Source organism: Meridianimaribacter flavus, from assembly GCF_004366715.1.
In the GTDB taxonomy this organism is placed as follows: domain Bacteria; phylum Bacteroidota; class Bacteroidia; order Flavobacteriales; family Flavobacteriaceae; genus Gaetbulibacter_B; species Gaetbulibacter_B jejuensis.
Genome location: NZ_SOQZ01000002.1, coordinates 98,613 through 118,171, shown reverse-complemented (window position 1 = coordinate 118,171; position 19,559 = coordinate 98,613). Strand labels below are relative to the sequence as shown.

16 protein-coding genes are annotated in these 19,559 nt (G+C 31.6%); 10 read left to right on the top strand and 6 right to left on the bottom strand.

Annotated elements, in window-relative coordinates:
- Window position 1: 1 nt before the first annotated feature.
- Both A8975_RS05310 and A8975_RS05305 read right to left on the bottom strand, forming a co-directional pair.
- Window positions 2–1,669 (bottom strand): peptidase domain-containing ABC transporter, encoded by a 1,668-nt coding sequence (locus A8975_RS05310; protein ID WP_134198953.1) that lies wholly within the window; start codon window positions 1,667–1,669, stop codon window positions 2–4.
- Window positions 1,659–2,339 (bottom strand): TetR/AcrR family transcriptional regulator, encoded by a 681-nt coding sequence (locus A8975_RS05305; protein ID WP_134198952.1) that lies wholly within the window; start codon window positions 2,337–2,339, stop codon window positions 1,659–1,661. The genes A8975_RS05310 and A8975_RS05305 overlap by 11 nt, the downstream gene beginning before the upstream one ends.
- A gap of 289 nt (window positions 2,340–2,628) precedes the next feature.
- Between A8975_RS05305 and A8975_RS05300 the strand changes: the two genes are divergently transcribed.
- The 4 genes from A8975_RS05300 to A8975_RS05285 all read left to right on the top strand — a co-directional run bounded on the left by A8975_RS05300 (window position 2,629) and on the right by A8975_RS05285 (window position 6,983).
- Window positions 2,629–3,714, top strand: a complete 1,086-nt coding sequence (locus tag A8975_RS05300; protein WP_134198951.1) for a sensor histidine kinase — start codon at window positions 2,629–2,631, stop codon at window positions 3,712–3,714.
- A complete protein-coding gene (locus A8975_RS05295) occupies window positions 3,701–4,423 on the top strand; it encodes a LytR/AlgR family response regulator transcription factor (protein ID WP_134198950.1) in 723 nt (240 codons plus the stop codon). The genes A8975_RS05300 and A8975_RS05295 overlap by 14 nt, the downstream gene beginning before the upstream one ends.
- A 118-nt stretch (window positions 4,424–4,541) precedes the next feature.
- The gene (locus tag A8975_RS05290) at window positions 4,542–5,153 is read left to right on the top strand and encodes a hypothetical protein (protein ID WP_134198949.1); all 612 of its coding nucleotides are present in this window, start codon (window positions 4,542–4,544) and stop codon (window positions 5,151–5,153) included.
- Window positions 5,154–5,168: 15 nt separating this feature from the next.
- Window positions 5,169–6,983: a CocE/NonD family hydrolase gene (locus A8975_RS05285; protein ID WP_134198948.1), complete on the top strand. Its 1,815-nt coding sequence runs from the start codon at window positions 5,169–5,171 to the stop codon at window positions 6,981–6,983.
- 137 nt (window positions 6,984–7,120) lie between these two features.
- On the opposite strand, the gene A8975_RS05280 is transcribed toward A8975_RS05285, so the two are convergent.
- Both A8975_RS05280 and A8975_RS05275 read right to left on the bottom strand, forming a co-directional pair.
- Window positions 7,121–7,759 carry a DUF6266 family protein gene (locus A8975_RS05280; RefSeq protein ID WP_134198947.1) on the bottom strand — a complete coding sequence of 213 codons (639 nt, stop codon included), beginning with the start codon at window positions 7,757–7,759 and terminating at the stop codon, window positions 7,121–7,123.
- Window positions 7,760–7,986: 227 nt separating this feature from the next.
- On the bottom strand, window positions 7,987–8,358 hold the full coding sequence (locus tag A8975_RS05275) for a hypothetical protein (protein WP_131506676.1): 372 nt from the start codon (window positions 8,356–8,358) through the stop codon (window positions 7,987–7,989).
- A 441-nt stretch (window positions 8,359–8,799) separates the two neighbouring features.
- On the opposite strand from A8975_RS05275, the gene A8975_RS05270 reads away from it, so the two are divergent.
- Genes A8975_RS05270 through A8975_RS05250 form a run of 5 tightly spaced genes read left to right on the top strand, consistent with a single transcriptional unit; the run spans window position 8,800 to window position 13,421 of the window.
- Window positions 8,800–9,084 carry a hypothetical protein gene (locus A8975_RS05270; RefSeq protein WP_134198946.1) on the top strand — a complete coding sequence of 95 codons (285 nt, stop codon included), beginning with the start codon at window positions 8,800–8,802 and terminating at the stop codon, window positions 9,082–9,084.
- A complete protein-coding gene (gene hxsD / locus A8975_RS05265; RefSeq protein ID WP_134198945.1) occupies window positions 9,084–9,404 on the top strand; it encodes a His-Xaa-Ser system protein HxsD in 321 nt (106 codons plus the stop codon). Before A8975_RS05270 ends, hxsD begins: the two co-directional genes overlap by 1 nt.
- Window positions 9,394–10,881: a His-Xaa-Ser system radical SAM maturase HxsB gene (gene hxsB / locus A8975_RS05260; RefSeq protein WP_134198944.1), complete on the top strand. Its 1,488-nt coding sequence runs from the start codon at window positions 9,394–9,396 to the stop codon at window positions 10,879–10,881. The genes hxsD and hxsB overlap by 11 nt, the downstream gene beginning before the upstream one ends.
- Window positions 10,874–12,013 carry a His-Xaa-Ser system radical SAM maturase HxsC gene (hxsC, locus tag A8975_RS05255; RefSeq protein ID WP_134198943.1) on the top strand — a complete coding sequence of 380 codons (1,140 nt, stop codon included), beginning with the start codon at window positions 10,874–10,876 and terminating at the stop codon, window positions 12,011–12,013. The genes hxsB and hxsC overlap by 8 nt, the downstream gene beginning before the upstream one ends.
- Window positions 12,014–12,023: 10 nt before the next feature.
- On the top strand, window positions 12,024–13,421 hold the full coding sequence (locus A8975_RS05250; protein ID WP_134198942.1) for a hypothetical protein: 1,398 nt from the start codon (window positions 12,024–12,026) through the stop codon (window positions 13,419–13,421).
- Here A8975_RS05250 and A8975_RS05245 read toward each other — a convergent pair.
- On the bottom strand, window positions 13,405–14,130 hold the full coding sequence (locus tag A8975_RS05245) for a glycosyltransferase family 2 protein (RefSeq protein WP_134198941.1): 726 nt from the start codon (window positions 14,128–14,130) through the stop codon (window positions 13,405–13,407). The genes A8975_RS05250 and A8975_RS05245 overlap by 17 nt on opposite strands.
- A gap of 905 nt (window positions 14,131–15,035) precedes the next feature.
- Here A8975_RS05245 and A8975_RS05240 point away from each other — a divergent pair.
- Complete coding sequence (locus tag A8975_RS05240) at window positions 15,036–18,875, top strand: T9SS type A sorting domain-containing protein (protein ID WP_134198940.1); 3,840 nt, start codon at window positions 15,036–15,038, stop codon at window positions 18,873–18,875.
- 93 nt (window positions 18,876–18,968) lie between these two features.
- Here the strand turns inward: A8975_RS05240 and A8975_RS05235 are convergent, their stop codons facing one another.
- The gene (locus A8975_RS05235; protein WP_134198939.1) at window positions 18,969–19,541 is read right to left on the bottom strand and encodes a DUF6515 family protein; all 573 of its coding nucleotides are present in this window, start codon (window positions 19,539–19,541) and stop codon (window positions 18,969–18,971) included.
- Between the last annotated feature and the right edge of the window lie 18 nt (window positions 19,542–19,559).

Sequence of the window (19,559 nt, the reverse complement as noted above, 5' to 3'; positions counted from 1 at the left end):
ACTAAGATTTAACGTTTATAATTTCACCTTTTTTAAGGGTAATTTGTTTGTTGCACTTTGAGCTCCAATAATCATTATTGCTAATGACTACAAGACTCCAAGTTTGGCTTTCTGATATTAAAAAGTCTATAATTTGTTTAGATTCTGCTTTCTTAAATTGATCTAATGGATCTTCTAGTATCAATACCTTAGGCTTTTTAACAATAGCTCTAGCTAGTACTATTTTCTTTGCTGTGGTATAAGCTATCTGTTTACCTTCAGGTTTTAGTATAGTATTTAATCCTTTTGGTTGCTGTTGTAAAAATTCGGTAAGACCTATTTGAGCAAAAACATCATAAATGGCATCATCACTAATATTAGGATTTCCAAAAGTGATGTTTTCTCGAATGGTACCTTCAAAAGGTGTTTCGGTAGATAATGATAAGCCTAACTGTGCTCTATAGTTATTAATATATAAACTTTCCATAGATAGGTCATTCACATAAATATATCCTGATGTTGGCATGATAACACCTGTAATAAGTTGTAGCAAACTAGACTTACCAGCACCACTTTCGCCTTTAATGAGTATTTTGTCTTTTGGTGCGATGGTTAAATTTATATCTTTTAAAATAGGAGTGTTACGTTCTTTTACTTCATAAAACACATTCTTAAGTTCAATATTTAAGTTGTTTCCAGACTTTACAACTTCTCCTGTTTGCGCTTCAATAGGTTTGTCTATAACTTGTCCTAGTTTTTCTATACTCGTTAGCACATCGTAAAAAGACCCAAGTCCTAATATTAATTTCTCAACTGAGTTAATCACAAGGATGATGATAATTTCGGCAGCTACAAACTGTCCTATATTCATACGTTGATCAAGTACTAAAAATCCACCAATAAGCAATAACCCAGCTGTTACAAGTACTTTAAAGCCTATCATTTGTATAAACTGAAGTATCAAAATCTTAAAATGACTTTCTCTAGATTTTAGATAATCATTAACGAGTGCATCACTTTTTTGCATTGCAAGATTCGTATTCCCTGAAAGCTTAAAGCTTATTACAGCTCTAGATACTTCTTGTAACCAGTGCGCAACCCTATACTTGTGCTTAGATTCTTTTAAGCTTGTTTCCAAGCCTTTTTTGGCAGTGTACTTAAACACGATGTACACTAATAGGATGAGTAATAACCCAAATACAATAAAAAACGGATGGTAAAACGATAATAAGATAAGCGCAAAAATAATTTGCAATAATGCCGAAGGCACATCAATTAAAATTTTAGACAGTTCTTTTTGTATCGTAAGCGTATCAAAAAACCTATTGGCTAACTCTGGAAGGTAATACCTACGCAGTTCGTTCATTTTTATTTTAGGAAAGCGATAACTTAACTCCAAAGAAGCTCTGGTAAATATACGTTGCTGTATGGTTTCTATAATACGCAATTGCATCAATTTTAAAATACCAGTAAAAGCCACTCCTGTAGTTACTAAAATAATCAAGACCACCCACGATGCCGAAACCTGTGCGCCTTGTAATAAGTTTATAATAACTTGTATACCTAGAGGTAATGATAAAGCAACAATACCTTCAAAAATAGCGTAATACGAAATTTGAAAGATGTCCTTTTTTTCTAACTCTAATAATCCAATAAAGCGTTGCCAAGGCGTTAAACTGTTATTTGCCATATGTTAAAGCGTTTAAAACGAGGTCAGTAAAAAATTGAGTAGGCGTGTGCTGTTTGTCAAAATTGCTAATGGTTTTAAAATGATCTTTAACAAACTGTTGGTGTAATGCGCTTTGTATTACAGTACTTGCTAAACTTAACGGATAGTCGTAGTCTGGTTGATACTCTGAAATGAGTTCAGAAAAACGTTTCACCACACGTTTATAAGGCATAAAAAACCCTTCTTTGTTATCGTCGTCAACATCTTTGGTAAGGTATGATTTTGAGTTTTCGTTAATAACGATAATGTTTAGCAATACCTCATTAATATGCGTATAGGTATTGTCGTTTTTTGTAGTACGTGTTAAAACTTCAATCGCTTTTTTTAGCTTATCCTCAATAGAAGTAAGGCTATAGGTTTCAATAACCAATTGATACTCTAACCAACCCCAATACCAAGAGGTTAAATACACTAACAGCTTATGCTTGCTTTCAAAATAGCGGTATATTGAGCTTTCGTTGGACTGTATAGCAGCACCTAACTTTTTAAAGTTGAAACTCTCAAATCCCATCTCATCAATTAAAATAATACTGTGAGTGAGTATTTTTTTACCTAAAGTAGAGGATTCAGGATCCTTTAAATAGGTGCCTGAAGGGACTTCAATTTTAATGTTTGATAGTAAGTTATTCATAATTTACAATTATTACTTGCAAATATAATAGTATTACTATCATTTCGTTTCCCAAGTCTAGTTATTTAATTAAAATTTAACATACTACAACAAAGTAATCTCATGTCTATCTTGTCATCTTGTGCTTATGAAAAAGGGAAACAAATAAGAGTACAGCGCAACAATATCAACAAAAGAGAAACATGTGTTTTGAATTATTTAATTTTCATTGATACGCTTAAACCTTGTAAATTACGTTCCTGTACTTTTATTTTTACTATTTAAAAGTATTTTCTTTTTTTGTTAACAAATGAATACTAGTCATAAAGTATATAATAAGAGTAAAGCATCCCTTTATTGGACATGTCAATTGTTAGGATGGAGTATTGTATCTATCTATTGGGCATATACTGTGTATACACGCGATAACTATGGAGCGTTTTACACCTTGTTGAATTATGTGTTAGATATTGCTATTGGTATATTTTTAACGCATTGTTACAGGTGCTTTGCTTTACATAAACAATGGAATCAACTGCCTCTTAAAAAATTACTTTATAGAGTAGTACCAAGCATTATTATATTGTCAGTATTATATGTGTTGCTAAACAATATTAAATGGTATCTTTATTGGACTGTCATTGCAGGAGAGCATAAAGAGTTTTGGACAGCTCTTGTATATTGGGACCCAATTTTACTTACTGGTTTACGTTTGATGTCAATATGGATTTTAGCATATCACTTATACCATTATTACCAAAAAGAGGTTGCAACAGCTAGAGAAAATGCACAACTGTCTATTCTTTCAAAACAAATTCAATTAGATAATTTATCAGCTCAATTAAATCCACATTTTTTGTTTAATTCATTAAACTCAATCAAGTCTCTAATAGAAGAAAATCCAAGTAAAGCAAGAAGAGCTATAGACCTATTATCAGATTTGTTACGTTCATCTTTATATGAAAAGGATAAAGATTTAATTTCAATAAAGGATGAGTTAGCCTTAGTAAATGATTATATTGAATTAGAAAAATTACGATTTGAAGAGCGTTTATCATTACATAGCACTTTAGACGATAGTTTAGAGCAAGTTAAAATACCAACATTAAGTATTCAGCTATTAATAGAAAATGCCATTAAACATGGCATAGATAAGCTAATTAAGGGAGGCGTTATTAATTTAGTGATTGTAAAAAATGAAGAACAGATTATAATTAGCGTACAAAACCCAGGTAAAATAACGTCAAAGCATTCTAAAGGTGTAGGCCTTAAAAATTTAAAAGAACGATTAGAAATTCAATATAAAACCAAAGCTTCATTTCACTTAACAGAGATTGACGCAAATACAGTAGAGGCTAAGATAATTTTACCTTTAACAACCAATGAAGACATTTAAAACCATTATAATAGACGATGAGCGTTTAGCGAGAGAAGAGTTAAAGCGTACTTTAAAGCCACACAAAGAATTTCAGGTTGTTGGAGAGGCATCGCATGTAGATGAAGCCATCCAAATTATTGAGACTGAAGCACCAGACATTATTTTCTTAGACATTCATATGCCTGAAAAGTCTGGTTTTGATTTATTAGAAGAACTTGGAACTGTTCCAGAAGTTGTGTTTACTACAGCTTATGATCAGTATGCAGTAAAAGCTTTCGAATTGAACGCTTTAGATTATTTGGTGAAACCCTTGCGCGAAGAACGTTTTGCTAAAACTATAGAAAAGGTAAAACAAGAACTTTTTAAGAAAAGAAAGACCACTCCTGAGGTATTCCCAATGCATCGCAAAATTTTTATCAAAGATGGTGAACAGTGTCATTTTATTCCTCTGTCTGATATTCGCTACATTGAATCGCTCGAAAATTACGCACGCTTATATTTTGGAACTCAAAAAGCAATGATTAAGCGTTCATTAAATCTTTTAGAAGAAAAATTAGACCCTAACGTATTTTTTAGAGCCAATAGAAGTCAAATTATTAACATACACTATATACAGGAGATTTATCCGCACTTTAATAATAGATTGCAAATTAAATTAACTTCGGGAGAAACAATCGATGTGTCTAGTCGTCAATCTGTTAAGTTTAGGAATTGGAATAGTCTTTAAATATAAATGACGCCAATTTTTGACGTTCAATGCTGTTATGTTACGCTCCTGTACTTTTTGTTTTATAAATGTAAAACCTGCCCTTAATTTGTATTGTAAATCATTAAAAACGAAAATTATGAAATCTTTTACAGTTCAAAAATTTTTGGCAAAATTAGTAGTAGCTATAATAGTATTGCTTCTAACATCTTGCAAAAACAATCCAGAAGCAACAGTCACTAATCAACCTGTACTATCTGATTATAACTTGGGAGAAAAATGGGTATGGAAATACAAAGGCGTTACTGATGAAGGCGAAGTACGATCTGATGGAACAGATACTAGAACCATTGTTGATTTTAATGGTGAATTAGGAATGACTATAGACAAGGATACCGTTTTAGTCTCTGATATTGTAAAGCCTGAAGACAGTGAAACACCAAGATATAAATGGCCTTTGGAAGTTGGTAAAACATGGACCTATGAAAAAGACTGGACTAGTCAAGATGGTACTACCGGAAAACAAAGTCAGGATGTAGAAGTATTATCCTTTAAAAAAGAAACTGTAGGAGCAGGGACATTTATGGCTTACACCATAACCTATAAAGGAACTATTTCTAATTCAAGAGGCTATAGTGCCAAAACAGATGAAGTATGGTTGTATGCTCCAAAAATCAAGAACTTTATAAAAATGACCCAAGTACAAGACGGTTTTTCTTATACCGAAGAGTTAATTGAGTATTCAAAATAAAACCAATACAATTAAATGAGAGTATTTAAACTATTAAAGGGCACATTTTTTTTACTGCTATTAGTGTTGGTTGCTTGTAATTCAATAACCGAAGCACAACAAGAACCCAGAACCGTAAATAGAGAAGGTAAAGCATATTTGGTACAAGACTCTGTGCTAATCACCACTAGAGATGGTGCAAAAATATCTGCTATAATTGTTAGGAGTAAAGCTGAAACAAAACCACAGCCAACCATACTATTCCATACCATATATACGCGTAAAGATGATATCAAAAGAGCTTATGAAGCAGCCGATAAAGGCTATGTAGGTGTGGTATCATACACTCGAGGAAAACATTTAAGTCCAAATACAATAACACCTTATGTACATGAGGTCAACGATGTGTACGATGTTATTGATTGGATTGCAAAGCAAGAGTGGAGCAATGCCAAAGTGGGTATGTATGGTGGTAGTTATGCTGGTTTTGTACAATGGGCTTCAATGAAAGAAAAAGTACATCCAGCTTTAAAAACTATTGTACCTTCAGTAGCTGCGGCTCCTGGTATTGCTGAACCTATGGAAAATGGTGTTTATTTTAACTTTCATTATCCTTGGTGGCATTATGTAACCAATAACAAAACCCTCGATACCACTTTGTATTATAATGGTAAACGCTGGAATGAGTTGTATTTGGATTGGTATAAAAAAGGTGTTGCTTATAAACGTTTAGATAGTTTAGATGGTCTTCCAAATCCAGGATTCAATGAAAAACTGAAACATCCAACATTTGATAACTACTGGAAAGGTATGACACTGTATAACAAAACAGATTTTGCTAAAATAGATATACCTATCTTAAGTACTACAGGGTATTATGATGGTGGACAATTTGGAACAATGCACTATTTAAAATCCCATTATCAATACCATACCAATGCTGAGCAGTACCTTTTAATAGGACCTTATTCACATTTTGGAGCGCAAGAACATCCTGAAAAACACATTCTAGGTTATGATATAGACCCAGTAGCTCAAATAGATATTAAAGCCCTCATCTTTCAATGGTTTGATTATATTTTTAAAGATGCTAATAAACCTGCTTTGTTAAAGGATAAAATCAATTATCAAGTTATGGGTACCAATACTTGGAAACATGCATCTTCATTAGATAAAATGGCTACAGATACTTTAAAGGTGTATTTAAGTCAACAACGTTCTGGTGTAGCGTTTAAGTCGACTTATGACACAGGAAATTTAGATGTAAACGAACACTTTAGTTTAGTTCATACAGCTGATGCCTCAAGTTATATTGAACAAACAATTGATATGTCTGATCGTAGTCAATTCTCTTGGAATTTAAGTGGTAATCGTAACCTTGTATCAAATACTTTAACTGTAGGTCAAGGCTTCTCGTTTGCAACAGAACCTTTTGAAGAAGATACAGAGCTTACAGGAGCGATAAGTGGCGTTTTAAATCTGTCTATCAATAAAAAGGATTTTGATTGTAATGTGTTGCTTTATGAACAAACCGCTGACGGCCAATTTTTTAGTTTAACACTGCCATTTACAACCAGAGCAAGTATGTCTAAAAACATTGAAAACAGAAACTTGTTAGCACCAAATGAAAAGACCGCAATACCTATTAGTAATTTTAGAATGACGAGTAAGATGCTAAAAAAAGGAAGTCGAATAGTTGTTCTTGTTAATGGAATAAAACATCCTTTTTCACAAATAAACTATGGTACAGGAAAAGACGTAAGTGACGAAACCATTAAAGATGCTAAAGAACCTTTAACAATAAAGTGGTATAACGATAGCTATATTAACATTCCTATACATAAACATTGATTTTAAATAGTCTTGATCAAGCCACGACGCAACATCTTTCCTCAATGTCATTGCGAGTGCAACGAAGCAATCTCAAACACGTCTTGTCACCCTGAGCTTGTCGAAGGGTAGAACAAACAACACTACTTAACCATCCCTTACAAAACAACAGCACCCAAATACGTACTCGTTGCACTTAACACCTTAGTAGCATTATTAAAAGTAGCCCAAAGCTGTAGCGTATGTCCTTGAAAATGCTCAGGAAACACAAGTTCACATTGACTAAGTTCCCTAAAACTACACTCAATAAAAAACTCAAAAGCCTCCAGTTGTGGTGCATAAGCTATAACAATTAGGCTATCGTTTGGGTAGGCTAAACCCTCGTTACTATTGTTTTGCCATGTTAATGAAAGCGTAGTAGGGTTGGAGTGGGTAACCACAGCATTACTGATGCCACACAAGCCTCCCATACCAATCAGCACTTTAGAGTATAACAGCTCAAAACCTGTATCGGTAACAGTTATAGCCTCTTTAAGATGGTAGGACAAGGCATTGTTAAAAGGCGTTTTGCTACCTGTATTATCACCAAACGTAATGGAAAGCAAGCCTTTAATAGGATTTAAAAAACGAAGCGCAAAACTAAACTTAGCACGTTGTTGAAGTTGAGCAGCACTTGGTGCCTTCTTGGACGCTGTTGGTACACTGCGCATTACTTGTTTACCACGCCATTGGCTGCCTACTACAGTACCAACCTTACCAGAAAAACCACCCAAAACTCCATTGTTATACGTTCCCATAATAGTTGTATTTAAAACATTGACTATCACTAAAGTAGTAAAAAAAATATAAAATATCGATAAAATGTATAAAAATACCGATGAAATACATTATTTTAAAGATACAGTAGTTCGAGAATCCTTCGGGAATGCTTCGGGATTTCTTTGTAAAATAAGGTGTTTGCCGAAGAAACCTCGAAGGAAAGTAGGAGAAGAGTGGGAGAGATGGCTTATTTATAAAAAATAAATCAATTCAGAAGTTTAACTTTTTCTTCTGCAACTTTTAATTTTTCTAGTAAACTATGATATAAAGCTCGATTCTCAATAATAGCTTTATCATTATTTTCAATTAAAGTATTTATCTCTTTAATTTGCTTTTCTTTATCTAATTTTGTTCTTCCTATTTTAAAACTTTGAATGTCTAAATATTGACTTTTATATTTCTCTTGAATCTTACTTAAACTATCATGTGTTTTTATGTTTTTTCCTATTTGAGAAGTTATATCACAAACAGCATGTACTGTTTTCAAACTATCAAGTTCTCTTTTAATTGAAGACTCCTGTGCAATAGAATTAAAAGTAATGCCAAATAAAAAGGACAATATTATTAATGATTTCATTTTTGGAAGGATTTAATTTAATATTCTCAAAATTAAAAATTACTTTATAAGTAACACTTAAAAACTTATTTTTTTTTAAATAGGATATTCTTTCTCAAAATACATAAATCGTATACAACTTATAGATTTACTTGCTATAATGTTCTCGCGTTATGTAACTTGAGCTTTGGATAAAAAGCGAAAGTTTAATACTTCATTTTCTTTATTTTTTTCTTTCTAAATTTTTCTTAAAAATGTAATAGAATACGTTTGCTCGAAGCGAAGATAGGAGCGAAGAGGAAATGTGTATGAAATGGGTTTATTTAACAAAATGATGTGAAATACATCAAAAATAATATTATAATGTAATAACGTTACTTTTAAAAAAATATTATTTGCTTTCTTTTTTTGTAAACTCAATGAGTTTATATATATTTATACTTCAATATAATACACAAATCAATGGATAAAAAGGTTCTTTTAGCTTTAAGCTCAATATTAGGTTCAAGTACAATAGCCTCTGCTGCTGTTGTAGATTTAAAAACTGATACTAACAATGATAAAGATAATTTAAAATCTATTGATGTCAGAGATTTAAATAAAAATAGATCAAAAGAATTTACGCTTAAAGTAAACTTTAACAATTTTGAAGATAGTGTTGCTTGTTTTCACTCATCACATTCATCTCACTCATCACACTCATCGCATTCATCTCATTCATCACACTCTTCTTCTTCTTTTGTTTAATGGTGATAGTTTTACAAAAAAGTGTTTATAAATTAGAAGCTATAAGGAATACAATATATTGGTTTTCCAAAGATTTTGAAATTCTACTTACTGAAGATGAAAATTTCTTCAATATCTCATCTGATGATTTTAATGAAACTATAAAAAAAGACTTTATAAAATCATTAAATGATTTTTCTTTAAGAGAACAAATTAACATTGAAACTAAAGACATAAAGAATTTAGTAGTTTCAAAAGCCTTTTATCCAGATTTAATTAAATTTAAAGATATTGGTGAATTCGATGATCCTATCAATATTTTAAAGAAAAATGGAAATTAACACTTTAAGAAAAGAATTTAGAAAATTTCAAAACCTTGAATATTATAACGACTTAATTTCAAACAATATAAAATTATTACCTTTTAATTTTAAAAGGCTAAATTCTGGAAAAGAACTTCTCATTAGTATGGTTGGTGATTACTTAATAGCACCTAATGGTACTGTTAATTATTTATTAGAAAAGAAAATTGATAAAATAAGTGAGAGTTTGTATTTTGATTTGTTAAGCAATCATATTATAAGTGATAGTGATGACATTAAATCATTAGAATTACTAGCAAATAGATATAGAGCAAAAAAGACAAATGCTTTTAATTTTGCCCAACTCCATATTTTTGTCATTACTTTACGATGTGAACATACTTGTCAATATTGCCAAGTTTCGAGAGTTTCTCAAAATAAAGAGAAGTTCGATTTTTCTCACCTAAATCTTTTTAAGGGTATTAATTTAATGCTTGCTTCTCCTGAAAAGGATATAACTATGGAGTTTCAAGGTGGTGAGGCTTTATTAGCTTTTGATTTGATCAAAGATGCTATAGCTTACACAAAAAAAAAAGCAAAGTTAGTAAACAAACGAATCAATTATGTTATTTGTACAAATCTAGCTCCTATTAATAATGAAATTCTTGAATACTGTAAATTGGAAAAAATTCTCGTTTCTTGTTCACTTGATGGTCACGAAGAATTACATAATGATAATAGAAAGAGACCAGGTAGAAATAGCTACTCTTTAGTAGAGAAAGGATTAAATTTATCTTTTGATATTGTTGGAAGAGAAAATGTATCAGCTTTAATGACAACAACAACTTTATCTCTTCAACATCCAATTAAAATAATTGATGAATACAGAAAATTCGGATTTAATTCTGTTTTCCTTAGACCTATTTCTCCTTATGGTTTTGCAACTAAAAACAAGAATAGCAATTATCAAACTGTTGAGTTTATAAAATTTTATAGTAAAGGATTAGACTACATATTAGAACTAAATCGAAACGGAGAATATTTTAAGGAAACATACACCTCAATACTTCTAAAAAAAATACTTACTGCTTATTCCGAAAACTACGTTGATTTAATGTCTCCGTCTGGATTAATAAATAGTGTAATTGTTTACGATTATGATGGGAAAATTTTTTTGATTGACGAAGCTAGAATGCTTGCACAAATGAAAGATTTCACTTTTCAGATAGGTACTGTTGACGATAACTGGGAGACTTTACTTTCTAATCCAATTATAGAGAAAATTGGAGATGCTGGTGTTAACGATTATATAGCAGGTTGTAGCACATGTGCATATAACATTTATTGTGGTGCTGACCCTGTCTTGCATCACGCAACTCAAGGAGATATGTATGGTTTCCGCCCAGATAGTAGTTTTTGTCAGCGTAATATGTCTGTTTTAGATATAATTTTTAATAAGATAGATAACGAGCCTGATACATTAGAAATCTTTAAATCTTGGGTAAATAATGAATGAGGAAATTAAACTTTCTTGGAAAGGGAAAATACACATGTCAAGTAGTGAATTATTTGTTGGTCGTGTTATATCTAAAGAAATTAAAAATCAAGAATTATCCGTTATTTTAGAAGGAAAAGACTTGAAAACTGATAGATTTAAATTATTCTATCTGGATAGCACTGATAGATTAGAAGATAATTCTCTTTCTAATATAAAAGGGCTTAATGATATAGAAATTGGTGATATTATTTCTGTCAAAAACTCTAAAATTAGGTCTGTATATAGAACTAAAAGTAACAACAATTTTATCTTTGCAACAATTAGATGTAATTCAAATTGTTTGATGTGCAGTCAACCACCTTTAGATGTGGACGATACTTTAGAAAATTATCTTATTTGGAATTATACTATAGATTTATTAAATAATTCTCCTAGACACTTAACAATTACAGGTGGTGAACCAACTTTATTAGGTGAAAGGTTAGTCTTATTAATTAACAAAATACTTGATAAATTTCCGGATTTATTAATAACAATTTTGTCAAACGGAAGAATGCTAGCCCTAGAAAATGTAATTGATACTTTAAGTAATATTAGGTACAGAAAAAATGTAGTTTTTGCAATTCCTTTATATTCAGATGTATACAAAATACATGATCATATAGTTCAAGCTAAAGATGCATTTTATCAAACTTGTTTAGGTATTCATAAAATAAGTAGTTTAGGTTTTCCTGTTGAAATAAGGGTTGTATTGCATAAACTCTCGAACCCTAGATTGTTATCACTTTCTAAATTTATACATAAAAATTTTCCATTTGTTTATCATGTGACTTTTATGGGGTTAGAAATTATTGGTTATACTAAAGCTAATAAATCTGAACTAATTGAAGAAAATACAACTATGGCAGAAGAAAATCTTCTTGCCTCATTAAAATTTCTTTCTAGTTGGAAGTATAATGTTTCAATATATAATACACCTTTATGTCATATTCCAGAATCACTTTGGAGTTATGCTAAACAATCAATTTCTGATTGGAAAAACAGTTTTAAACCTGAATGTGAGAGATGCTTAATGAAAAAAGATTGCTCTGGATTCTTTACTTGGAATATAAAATATGCTAAAGTTAAGCCATTTTTGGAAAAGCCATAGGTTTTACCTAATGGGTATTATACTAGTTTTAGGATTAGCTATAGTATTCAAGCCACTTCAATCAATAAAATTTTATGGATTCGAATATGAAGATTCTTTTATAAGTTCTCACGTTTCTAGTCAGGAGAATTTAATCCCTTTTATAAAAGAGTTTAGGACACAAGGATGTGAATCAAGAGTTAATGGTAAATGCATATCTGTCTCATCTTATACAGGACATTATGTTAGCTATTCTGCATACCTGTTTACAGTTGCAAAAATTTTCGACGTACAAAACCAATATTTAATACATAAATTTGGAAATGCACTTTTATTTGGATTATGTTTTTTATTGATTTTTGTATTATATAAAGATAATTTATTAGGCATAACTCTTATGTTTTCATTTATATCTTGTTTACCTGTTGTTTATGTACTAAATAGTGGATTAATAGAAAACTTATCATTTTGCGTAGCTTTAATTTTTATATTAAGTCTCCATCAACATATACTAAAAAGGAATAAATTGTGGTTATGGGTTTCTTTTGCCTTACTTTTATTATTAGTTGTTGTCAAAAGAGAGAACCTCATTTATCTTAGCACTTTAATTCTTATAAACCCTAAATCTCTAGCCAGAAATCTAGGATTTTTGTTTTTCATTTTTTGCTTGATTTTATCGCAATACATCATTAACCCCTTTTATACAGAAGGGTTAGAAGCTAACTATTTAGGTAGGAGTACTTTTTCTATTGATTATTTCATTTTTCAATTTCCAACATATTTAGTTTCATTTTTTAGGTTTGATGGTTTTTTTATACTCTTAATTTTCATATTGTTATCAAAAAAACCATCAAAAAATTCATTGATTTTAATTTCAATTTGGTTAGCTTTTATCATACTATATAGTTTTCATTATAGAGGACAATATGCAATTGAAGCCGGAAAAATAACACATTTTGAAAGTTTTAGATATATGTTTAATACTCTTCCGTTGTTAATAGGATATATGATTTTTGGCAAAAAGAATAATAATCAGATATTTAAAAATATAGTTTATCCTTTAACGCTTATTATGTGTTTATTTTTAACTTTTAACAACTTTGATATGTTAAAAGAATTTGGTCGAGAAGAATTTACAGAATATCATAGTGTTAATAAAAAAATTGATTTATTACCAAAAGGCGATAAAAAAATAGCAATTCATGATAATTTTGTTTTAATTTCAATGTTGAATTCTAATAATAAATTAATAGATATTATTTCTGCACAAAAGAATTATTTAGAATTTCATAAAGACAAAGAAAATATATTAATAAACAGATTTGATATTATTGATATAGATAGTTTTAATGAAGTTTATGAGTTTGAATTAATCGATGAACTCTCATCTAATGGTGTTAAGGTTTATTATTTTAAAGAATGTTTTTAAAAAAATGAATTAAGGTTAGCTTTATGACTCCAAATGCATAAATAGTAGATTCCTTATAACTTATTGATGATGAGTTAGTATCATATTTAGTTGTACAAGAAACTTCTCCAATTTTATATTTGTTTTTTATTATTGCCAAAAGCATTTGATTGTCAAATATAAAATTATTTGAAAATTCATGAAATTTTATATTTTTTAATGTTTCAATATTGTATGCTCTTAATCCACTATGATATTCTGAAAGTTTATAACCAGTTAATATATTTTGAAATAATGTAAGACATCTATTTGCTATGTATTTAATTATTGGCATTCCATTTTTAATCGCATTTCCTCCTAATATTCTTGAACCAAATACAAAGTCGTATTTTGCATATTTTAACATTGTTACTAATGAAGGAATTAGTGTTGGAGTATATTGCAAATCTCCATGAATCATAACAATATAATTATAATTATTTTTTAATGCATATTCATATAAGAATTTTTGGTTTCCTCCATAACCTAAATTTTTTGGTTGTTCAATAAGAATTATTTGATTTTTAAAAGAACTTAAAATTGGTAAGATTGGTATTGCGCTACAATCATCACTAATTATTATCTCTTTAAATCCACTTTGAAATATTTGTTCTATTACTTTATGTATAGTATTATGAGCATTGTAAGCTGGTACAACAACAAGTGTTTCTTCAGATAAGTCTCTGGTCATAATAATTCTTAAATATTTATAAATTGTAATTTATGAAAATATACTTTAATAATTTAATATGATTTGAGTGTTTTAAATGACCTCATAAAACTTTGGTTAAAACAATAGGAGAGTGGAGCGGTCATATTTTAGGGGTTTAGTAATACAGTTTCTTAAGGATTTCTACTTTACATAATATTTCTACATAATCTTAATAGTTCTGAAAGAAAACTTGAATTAGAGTTCTACATAGAACAAGTGTATAGAAATTTGCTCACAGAGAAATTTTATACTCTTGTGGCAAGTTGACGAGAATCGTGTAAAATTTTTTGTTACGTATATTTTATTGAATACGCAAATTTTACAACAAGACGAAAAGCAGAGCTTTTATAATGCGCTGGCAAGCGGCTGGAAATTGTGTTTAAAATAAATTGCATCCAGCAATTTGGTTTTATAAAGCAATCAACGTTGGCAGCGGATATTTTACATAACGGCAAATTATAGATACAAATGAATTAACGCTGCGTAGCAGACCGATTTTGTTTAGTTGCTCAAGTTACAATGATTCAATAGTAACGTGTAGCTTCTGGGATATTTTACATAATATCATTATAGCTTACAAATGGAATACCATTATGCTTCTTTGTTATAAATAATAAAAATAAACATTTGTTCTATAATTTATATTATGTAAAATAGAATTTTATATAGTAATAACCTATTCATTGCTTAATCAATACTACTACAAACTTCAAACTACAACTCATAGTTTACTAATGCCATTTAATCTATTAGTGTTGTGTATTATATACTACACAACAATTATTTAACTCTAAAATCTCTCTAGTTAACCAATACATAATGTTTAGTTACAATTGTAATAATATGTCACGAGTAATTTCAGCATTTAATCCAAAACAAACATTATGTACAAAAAAATTACACTTTTTAGTGCCCTGTTATTGACTTATTTTGCTGGTTTCTCGCAGGTTTCTTTACAAATTACTGAAATATGGCCTGGAAATGGCGATGGTGATAATCTTACTGCCGACTGGTTTGAAATCACCAATGTTGGTGATGTTGCTTGGACACCTGCTATGGGTGACCTTTACTTTGATGATGTTTCTGAAGATCCTTTAGATGCTGCGCTTATTAGCGGAATCACTAGTATTCAACCAGGTGAGGCTGTTATAGCTATTGACGATACAGATACTGCAGAGTTTATCGCAGTTTGGGGAGCATACTATAACTTAACAAATGTTCAAGTTGGTACCTACTCTGGTGCTGGTCTTGGTGGTGGCGGAGACGCTGTAACGCTATTTATGAGTGTTGGAGCTCCTGTGGATGCAAGTGCTATTGTAGATGTTGAAGCCTATCCTGATACCGAATTTAATCCTGGTCAGTCTTATGACGTTACTAAAGGCGACTTTAGTGTTATTGGTGAGCTACCTTATGAACCTGTGGCTACTGCTGGTAATGATATGAATGAATCGGCTGTTGGGTCTCCTGGTAATATGGGTCCTGCTCTACCAAATTTACAAATCACCGAAATATGGCCTGGGAATGGTGAAGGTGATAACCTTACTGCCGACTGGTTTGAAATCACCAATTTAGGTCCTGGACTATGGACTCCTGTATCTGGAGACCTCTACTTTGATGATGTTTCTGAAGATCCTTTAGATGCTGCGCTTATTAGCGGAATCACTAGTATTCAACCTGGTGAAGCTGTGATAGCTATTGACGATACAGATACTGCAGAGTTTATTGCTGTTTGGGGAGCATACTATAACTTAACAAATGTTCAAATTGGTACCTACTCTGGTGCTGGTCTTGGTGGTGGCGGAGACGCTGTAACACTATTTATGAGCATTGGAGCTCCTGTGGATGCAAGTGCTATTGTAGATGTTGAAGCCTATCCTGATACCGAATTTAATTCTGGTCAGTCTTATAACGTTACTAAAGGCGACTTTAGTGTTATTGGTGAGTTACCTTATGAACCTGTGGCTACTGCTGGTAATGATATGAATGAATCGGCTGTTGGGTCTCCTGGTAATATGGGTCCATTAGCACCTTCAAGCCTTACTATTGAAGTAAATACAGCTAGTTTAACATCATATTTAAACCTTCCGCAAACAAATGCTGGTTATGTAAGTGGTGTAATTAATGATCCTACAGATCCTGCTAGTACAATAGGTATTCCATTCTTAATTGATGATGCCGAAACTCCACTAGCCGATTTAGTAGTAACAGCAACTAGCAGCGACGAAGCTATAGTGCCTAATACCAATCTAGTATTAACAGGAACTAATGGCGAACGCCAACTTACCATCACTCCTATTGCTTTAGGGTTTACCACTATTACAGTTACTGTTGAAGATACTGATATGAATGCAGCAACTTATACCATTAGTTATGCTGCTTCTGAAGCTTCTGTAGTAGCATCTACAAGTCGTTTTCATACAGGAGCGTCTGATGGTTCAACAGGTATTGCTATAGATGACGATTACATTTGGATTGGTGATGACGAAGACCAAACCTTAAGGTTATATAACGGAAATCACTCAGGATTACCAGTTCAAGAAATAGATTTTAATACTGCACTTGGTATTACTGAAGAAGCTGATTTGGAAGGATCGTTTCAATTAGGAAGCACAATTTATTGGATTGGGTCTACTTCAGAAGAAGATAGATCTCTAATATTCACCACTACTCTATCAGGAACAGGTGCTACTTCTACCCTTACCTATGGCGATAAATACATGAGTTTACATAACGACTTATTAGCTTGGGATGCCAGTAATACTCATGGCTTAGGTGCTAACTTTTTTGGTTTGAGTACAATATTAGAAATTGAAGCATTAGCTTTAGCTCCAAATAGTACAACAACAGCTTATTTAGGATTGCGTAGTTCAACTTCAGAAGGAAAAGCAATCGTAATTCCTGTTACTAATTTTACCAGTTTACCAGGAATGGCAGATGGTTCTGCTACTTTTGGAGCTCCTATTTTAATTGATTTAAACGGAAGAAGTTTAAGAACCATGGAGTGTAATGCTGATGGATGTATACTAATTGGTGGTCCATTTAGTGTGCAAACAGACTTTAAATTATATACATGGACTGGTAATGCAATGGACACACCAGAACTAAGAAGTGCTGATTTATCAGCGTTAAACACAAGTGGTTCTTTTGAAGGTTTAGTAGCATTACCAAGCTCAACCTTTATTGGTACTGATGGTGATACTGCTACTGTGAAGCTATTAGTAGATTTAGGAGCTACAGTTATTTATAATGATGGAACTGAAAACAAAGACCATCGTGCTGAATGGAAAAAGTTTAGAAGCGATACAGTAACACTAGGAGCTGTAACTGAACCAGTGATTAATACACCTGTTATCAATGAATTTGTGGCTGACCACACAGGTGGTGATACTGCTGAATATATTGAAATCTATGGAGATCCTTTCACTGATTACTCAGCATATACTGTTGTAGAAATCGAAGGTGATAGTGGTTCAACAGGATTAATAGATGATGGTACCTTTACTTTAGGAACTACTGACGAAAACGGATTTTGGACTACACCTCTACAAGCAAACATTATTGAAAACGGAACAATAACTTTATTATTAGTTGAAAACTTTACAGGAGTTATTGGTGACGATATTGATACTAATGACGATGGTGTTATTGATGTTGAGTATTGGGATACAATTGTAGATGGTATTGCAAGTTCAGATGGTGGAGCAACTGACTTAGTATATGCTTTAGATTTAGACCCAAACTTTGATGGTATTGGTTTTCAAGTTGGTGGTGCCTCTCGTATTCCTAATGGTGTAGATACTGATACTACTGCTGATTGGATGAGAAATGACTTTGATGGTGAAGGTCTTGTAGGCTTTACAGATGGTACTCCTGTAGAAGGAGAAGCGATCAACACACCTAACGCATACAATAAACCTGTTGGTCCAATCTTAAACATTACTGAAATATGGCCAGGGAATGGTGATGGTAGTAACCTTACAGCAGACTGGTTTGAAATTACTAATAACGGACCAGTAGCTTGGACACCAGCTTTGGGAGGATTATATTTTGATGATGATTCACAAGATCCTGCTTCTGCTGTATTAATAAGTGGTATTACTTCAATACAACCAGGAGAGTCTGTTGTAGCTATCGATGCTGCTGATACAGCTAACTTTATTGCTGTTTGGGGAGGAGTTTATAACCTTACTGATGTGCAAATAGGTACATACGCTGGTGCTGGTCTTTCTGGTGGTGGTGATATGGTAACACTATGGATTGGAAATCCTTTAACTGTAGGAACTATTGTTGATGCCGAAGCATATCCTGATACGGCAGCTTACCCAGGACAGTCTTATGATGTTGAAAAAGGCGGCTTTAGTATTATTGGAGAAGCACCTTACGCTCCAGTTGCTACAGCTGGTAACGATATGGGAGAACCTGCTATTGGTTCACCAGGTAACCAAGGACCTACACTTAGTGTTGAAGACCTAACCGCTAATACAAGTAAAGTGAAAGTATTTCCACTTCCATTTAATAGCGAATTGAATTTAGTAATTAGTTTACCAACTTCGGTTCAATCTACTGTTCAAATAGTAAACCTATTAGGAACTACAGTGTACAGTAAAGAAATGACATTAACTAATGGTAGAACAACCATAGGCAATATGTCGGCATTAGCATCAGGTATTTATATTTTAAACATCCCAGAGTTAAACATCGCAATGAAGATTGTTAAGAAGTAATAAAAAACTTGAATACATAAAAAGCCAGTTAGAAATTAATAAACTAACTGGCTTTTTTTTAAAAAAACTAACCAATCTTAATAAAAAAATCTTCTAAGAAGCTATATCTATAATACCCACAACTTCATAAGCTCTAGTACCATTGACTTGTATCTTTTCGTATAAAATATTTGCATATTCATAGTATGTAAGACCGTCAATTACTACCTTTTCATAACCAGAAGGTAATTCACTTACAATGGTTCCTACTTCTGGGTCAACCACTTCATATTCATTGTTTAAGTGAACATAAAATATACCGTTAGCGTAATAATAATTAAACCCTCTATGGCTGATACGTTTATGGTTAGCAGGTAATACTTTTATTTTAAAACCTACTTTTGGAGCAATTACAATATAACGACCTCTTGAGAGTGTATAATACTTGTTGTTATCATAATAATAGCTTTGTCCATTATGCTTTAAAACAGTTCTATTAGGTATAGTTCTTACCGATTCAACTTTTGTCTTTTCTTTTTTATAAGTCACTCTAGAACTTGAAATTCTTGTACTAGTTGAAGTTCTGCTATTTTCATTAATTGTACTTCTTCGCGTTTGACTATAAGATGTTGATACTGCTATTACCAGTACTAGAGGTAACATGCTTTTTTTAAACAGTGATTTCATAATACATTAGTTTTTAAT

Excerpts from the sequence above, each read along its gene's own strand:
- A8975_RS05310 (WP_134198953.1), bottom strand. The coding sequence starts at position 1,669 with ATGGCAAATAACAGTTTAACGCCTTGGCAACGCTTTATTGGATTATTA.
- A8975_RS05305 (WP_134198952.1), bottom strand. The coding sequence starts at position 2,339 with ATGAATAACTTACTATCAAACATTAAAATTGAAGTCCCTTCAGGCACC.
- A8975_RS05300 (WP_134198951.1), top strand. The coding sequence starts at position 2,629 with ATGAATACTAGTCATAAAGTATATAATAAGAGTAAAGCATCCCTTTAT.
- A8975_RS05295 (WP_134198950.1), top strand. The coding sequence starts at position 3,701 with ATGAAGACATTTAAAACCATTATAATAGACGATGAGCGTTTAGCGAGA.
- A8975_RS05290 (WP_134198949.1), top strand. The coding sequence starts at position 4,542 with ATGAAATCTTTTACAGTTCAAAAATTTTTGGCAAAATTAGTAGTAGCT.
- A8975_RS05285 (WP_134198948.1), top strand. The coding sequence starts at position 5,169 with ATGAGAGTATTTAAACTATTAAAGGGCACATTTTTTTTACTGCTATTA.
- A8975_RS05280 (WP_134198947.1), bottom strand. The coding sequence starts at position 7,759 with ATGGGAACGTATAACAATGGAGTTTTGGGTGGTTTTTCTGGTAAGGTT.
- A8975_RS05275 (WP_131506676.1), bottom strand. The coding sequence starts at position 8,358 with ATGAAATCATTAATAATATTGTCCTTTTTATTTGGCATTACTTTTAAT.
- A8975_RS05270 (WP_134198946.1), top strand. The coding sequence starts at position 8,800 with ATGGATAAAAAGGTTCTTTTAGCTTTAAGCTCAATATTAGGTTCAAGT.
- hxsD (WP_134198945.1), top strand. The coding sequence starts at position 9,084 with ATGGTGATAGTTTTACAAAAAAGTGTTTATAAATTAGAAGCTATAAGG.
- hxsB (WP_134198944.1), top strand. The coding sequence starts at position 9,394 with ATGGAAATTAACACTTTAAGAAAAGAATTTAGAAAATTTCAAAACCTT.
- hxsC (WP_134198943.1), top strand. The coding sequence starts at position 10,874 with ATGAATGAGGAAATTAAACTTTCTTGGAAAGGGAAAATACACATGTCA.
- A8975_RS05250 (WP_134198942.1), top strand. The coding sequence starts at position 12,024 with ATGGGTATTATACTAGTTTTAGGATTAGCTATAGTATTCAAGCCACTT.
- A8975_RS05245 (WP_134198941.1), bottom strand. The coding sequence starts at position 14,130 with ATGACCAGAGACTTATCTGAAGAAACACTTGTTGTTGTACCAGCTTAC.
- A8975_RS05240 (WP_134198940.1), top strand. The coding sequence starts at position 15,036 with ATGTACAAAAAAATTACACTTTTTAGTGCCCTGTTATTGACTTATTTT.
- A8975_RS05235 (WP_134198939.1), bottom strand. The coding sequence starts at position 19,541 with ATGAAATCACTGTTTAAAAAAAGCATGTTACCTCTAGTACTGGTAATA.